We start from the raw sequence: 3,226 nt of genomic DNA, 5'->3' as shown, positions 1-3,226 counted from the left end.
TTGTAGTCCTCACTTTGGGGGACAAAAGTCCCCCCTTTTCGCGTTGTTCAGCTTCCTACGCCCGTCAGGGAAACCAGAAATGATGCAGAACCAATACCAATCAGCGAGATTACGATACGAGGAATAAAGCTGGCTGGGATTACGTGAAGCATCCACATAAAGCAACTAACCATGATCGCAATAGCACAACCAATTGGAATCCATGTGCTCAACCACGTCTGGATTGATGTAGCGGTTGATTCACCAGTATCGGTGCCAGCGGCCAGCGCAATTTGCGGCAGGGCAATGGACAAAACGCCCATAACTACCGCAGGGCCATACTTCTTAAACAACGTGGTCATACTTTCTCCTTACTCACTATCTTCTGTTGATTGCAGATTTAACCGGCATTCTTCAACGCCACACTTATCTTTCAAAAACTCTGCCAGTAGCCTTAAATCAGCCCAGGTTCGTAGCTCATGCTCTTTGTTAACCCTAATGGAACATGCGATCTGGCCCAGCTGTTCATCGTCTATCTGAAAAACGGGATACCACTTCTTTAATGAAACCCGTTCTATCGTTACCTCCTTCACTTTTCCTGCTTCAAATAGCTCCAGGATCTGTGATTGCAATACAAGGTACAAACGTTCCATCCATAACCTCATTCCCCCTTCGCTGTTTCCTGTCTGGTTAAAAAGGCATCCGTATTATTTCGGCTGAAGGCATCGCCATCACCCGAACCAAAAACATCTTGTTCACCGTCATACTGCGGCGCCGTACTTTTTGCCTGCTGAGGCTCAGTCGCGGTGCTGTCCTCACTGGTCTGGCCGTCAGGTAGCAGCGTAGGGATTTTCAAATCAGTTGATTGACGCGCCACGTTGATAACTTTCGTGACATACCCGTTAGAAATCCCGTTTGTGAGTGAGCCGGTGTTGTAGCAGGAAAGCGCGTGTCTCAGCGCAACCTGCCCGGCTGGGTAGGATTTCAGGGCGCTATCATAACAGGCTTTAAGGATGGTCTGGCTCGCCCGCAGGTTGATGCAGGGTTTGAAAATATCGTCAACCGAAAGACCCAGGCCCACTAAATTATTTGAGTTAATTTGTGCAAGGCCCATATCAAAACTTTTATTATCCTTCAGCAGAACTTTCGCAACGCTGACGGCCTCAGCTTCAGTACGCGGTTGCTGTTTTAACTGAATACTACCGTTAATATTGATCCTGTACGGCCCATTTGAGGACTCATGGCCGACGATGTACGCCATCGTTAAGGGTGAAACATCAGGCGCACATCTCTGCGCAAGCCTGGCAACTTCATCGGAGGCAGGCGCAGCACTGGCACGGCCAGCACAAGCAAGGCAGGCCAGAGCGAGAACCAGGAGTTTTGGATGTTTACTCATTTATGTTTCACCGCGTAATTGTAATTTCGACGACTTTTGTTTATGATAAGGGCTAATGAGATCGTGTCAAGAAGAAACGAAAAGAAAACCGCTGAAGGAAGGAAGGTGATGCTGGTTCCCCTGAAATCAGAAAAACGACCAAAAGGCGAACCCGTGTATCGTGACCCGGATAACCCTTTTAATACGTGGACTGGTATAGGGAAGCGCCCGGCCTGGCTAACTGCAAAATTGGACGCTGGCATTAGCCTGGAAGCCATGAAGATGCAGGGCGTAGCCAACCCCAGAGAACATAGACCAGCAAAATACCGCGACCCCAGGAACGCAGAAAATACCTGGTCCGGGACTGGCCGCCGACCCACATGGCTCAAAGAGCTGCTTGATAGTGGTTTATCACTTGATGATCTGAAGATATAACCGGAGGGTATAAAAATGGGCGAACTTATTGATTTTGCGGAAAGGCAAAAAAGCAGAAGGAAGAAAAAGGCATCTTCCATTCCGCCCATTTTTAGAAAATTTCGTGTCCATGCGATCAGGTTACTCGCCAGCATCATCAAATCCGGCTCTTATTCAGTTGCTTATATTGTTAAGAAAATTACAGGAAAGTTAATCAAGTTTTACACAATTTTAACGATTTTCGTTTTTGTTGTCGAATATATTGCAGGCGATATAGGTTACAAATCTATTTATAACGCAGCGTTATTATTAATATTGCTTACCGTTATCAACATTCTGGCGAGTGTATATCTGAACAAACTGTTAAGGACAAAACAATGAAGAAACTCTTAATACCTCTGATAGCAGCTGGTAGTCTGCTTTATATTCCTGCCAGCCATGCTGAAGATCCCTGCAAAGTTATTATGTGCATGGCGGGCAAGCTCACCGGCGATAGCGGCGGAAGCGAGTGTAACAGTGCTGAAGCTGCTTTCTTCAATATCGTTAAAAAGAACAAGCACGGCTTTTTACCCAACCACACGAAGGATGCCAGGAAGGCTTTTCTTAATGAATGCCCGGATAATGGCGAAGGTGGAAGTAACCAGTCGATGATAAGCCAGATCATAAGTAAATACGGGAAAGTTCGCTTATAGGCGAACTAGGAATAATCTCAATTTAAGGAGCCAACGTGAAAAAAATAATATTAAGTGCATTAGCCTGTACAGCTCTCTTAACTGGTTGCGTCAGCCAGGATAAAGGTAATGCGATGCAGAGCCAGCTGAATAACCAGCAACGCCAGATTAACGAATTATCCGTTCGTTTGCAGTCTGCGGAGTCCCGGCTATCAAAGCAGGAAGAAAAGCTGCGCAACGAACTGCTGCAATCCAGCGGCTATTGCTATCTGAATGGCGCCCGCTACTCGACCGGCACCGTACTTTACGGGCGGATTTGCCAGAATCAGTCAGGCAGCGCTTCGTGGCAGGTATACAGCCGTCGCTAAACACCAGGGCGGTTTAACCGCCCTTTTCTTTACCCTCAGAAAGCCCACTATGACCATGATCCCCTTCCCCACTACAGAAAACCTTATTCTATGGGCTTGCAGCGCCATCGCACTGCTTGCCGTTGTATTCTTCCGGCGTTCAGTACGGCACAGGCGACACAAAAGGAAGCAGCAAAGTGCGCGGCGGGTGCTGGAGCGCATAAAGACGTTGCCGGGCTTCCCACAAAAAATTGACTACCTGAGGAAAATTGATCCTTTTGTGTTTGAAGAACTGTTGCTGGAAGGATTTGAAGCGCATGGCTTCAGAACCATCAGAAACAAACGCTATACCGGCGATGGAGGCATTGACGGCCAGGTAATAATAGGAAAATATCGCTATCTTATTCAGGCTAAACGCTATCGCGGCCATATTGCTTTAC

8 protein-coding genes are annotated in these 3,226 nt (G+C 47.2%); 5 read left to right on the top strand and 3 right to left on the bottom strand.

Going from position 1 to position 3,226, the window contains the following annotated elements; genetic code table 11:
- Positions 1–47 precede the first annotated feature (47 nt).
- Genes SK51_RS23320 through SK51_RS23310 form a run of 3 tightly spaced genes read right to left on the bottom strand, consistent with a single transcriptional unit; the run spans position 48 to position 1,375 of the window.
- The gene (locus SK51_RS23320) at positions 48–341 is read right to left on the bottom strand and encodes a hypothetical protein (protein WP_001749962.1); all 294 of its coding nucleotides are present in this window, start codon (positions 339–341) and stop codon (positions 48–50) included.
- 9 nt (positions 342–350) lie between these two features.
- The gene (gene korA, locus SK51_RS23315; RefSeq protein WP_000440698.1) at positions 351–632 is read right to left on the bottom strand and encodes a transcriptional repressor KorA; all 282 of its coding nucleotides are present in this window, start codon (positions 630–632) and stop codon (positions 351–353) included.
- Positions 633–640: 8 nt separating this feature from the next.
- The gene (locus tag SK51_RS23310) at positions 641–1,375 is read right to left on the bottom strand and encodes a lytic transglycosylase domain-containing protein (RefSeq protein ID WP_001749963.1); all 735 of its coding nucleotides are present in this window, start codon (positions 1,373–1,375) and stop codon (positions 641–643) included.
- 108 nt (positions 1,376–1,483) lie between these two features.
- On the opposite strand from SK51_RS23310, the gene SK51_RS23305 reads away from it, so the two are divergent.
- From SK51_RS23305 to SK51_RS25725, 5 genes are all read left to right on the top strand, one after another.
- The gene (locus SK51_RS23305) at positions 1,484–1,789 is read left to right on the top strand and encodes an H-NS family nucleoid-associated regulatory protein (RefSeq protein WP_000960954.1); all 306 of its coding nucleotides are present in this window, start codon (positions 1,484–1,486) and stop codon (positions 1,787–1,789) included.
- 15 nt (positions 1,790–1,804) lie between these two features.
- The gene (locus SK51_RS23300; protein WP_001749964.1) at positions 1,805–2,149 is read left to right on the top strand and encodes a hypothetical protein; all 345 of its coding nucleotides are present in this window, start codon (positions 1,805–1,807) and stop codon (positions 2,147–2,149) included.
- Positions 2,146–2,460 (top strand): TrbM/KikA/MpfK family conjugal transfer protein, encoded by a 315-nt coding sequence (locus SK51_RS23295; RefSeq protein WP_001749965.1) that lies wholly within the window; start codon positions 2,146–2,148, stop codon positions 2,458–2,460. The genes SK51_RS23300 and SK51_RS23295 overlap by 4 nt, the downstream gene beginning before the upstream one ends.
- A gap of 35 nt (positions 2,461–2,495) precedes the next feature.
- Positions 2,496–2,807: a hypothetical protein gene (locus SK51_RS23290; protein ID WP_001452736.1), complete on the top strand. Its 312-nt coding sequence runs from the start codon at positions 2,496–2,498 to the stop codon at positions 2,805–2,807.
- Positions 2,808–2,862: 55 nt separating this feature from the next.
- Positions 2,863–3,226, top strand: a 364-nt coding sequence (locus SK51_RS25725; RefSeq protein WP_048207321.1) for a restriction endonuclease, incomplete at its 3' end; no start/stop codon positions are given.

It is taken from the genome of Enterobacter sp. MGH85, assembly GCF_001037655.1.
Classification (GTDB): domain Bacteria; phylum Pseudomonadota; class Gammaproteobacteria; order Enterobacterales; family Enterobacteriaceae; genus Enterobacter; species Enterobacter intestinihominis.
Note: the sequence above shows the minus strand (reverse complement) of the source record. Positions and strands in the feature narration are given on the sequence as shown.

What these genes read in the sequence shown, in the direction of transcription:
- SK51_RS23305 (WP_000960954.1), top strand. Translation starts at nt 1,484, where the DNA reads ATGCTGGTTCCCCTGAAATCAGAAAAACGACCAAAAGGCGAACCCGTG.
- SK51_RS23295 (WP_001749965.1), top strand. Translation starts at nt 2,146, where the DNA reads ATGAAGAAACTCTTAATACCTCTGATAGCAGCTGGTAGTCTGCTTTAT.
- SK51_RS23320 (WP_001749962.1), bottom strand. Translation starts at nt 341, where the DNA reads ATGACCACGTTGTTTAAGAAGTATGGCCCTGCGGTAGTTATGGGCGTT.
- SK51_RS23310 (WP_001749963.1), bottom strand. Translation starts at nt 1,375, where the DNA reads ATGAGTAAACATCCAAAACTCCTGGTTCTCGCTCTGGCCTGCCTTGCT.
- SK51_RS23300 (WP_001749964.1), top strand. Translation starts at nt 1,805, where the DNA reads ATGGGCGAACTTATTGATTTTGCGGAAAGGCAAAAAAGCAGAAGGAAG.
- korA (WP_000440698.1), bottom strand. Translation starts at nt 632, where the DNA reads ATGGAACGTTTGTACCTTGTATTGCAATCACAGATCCTGGAGCTATTT.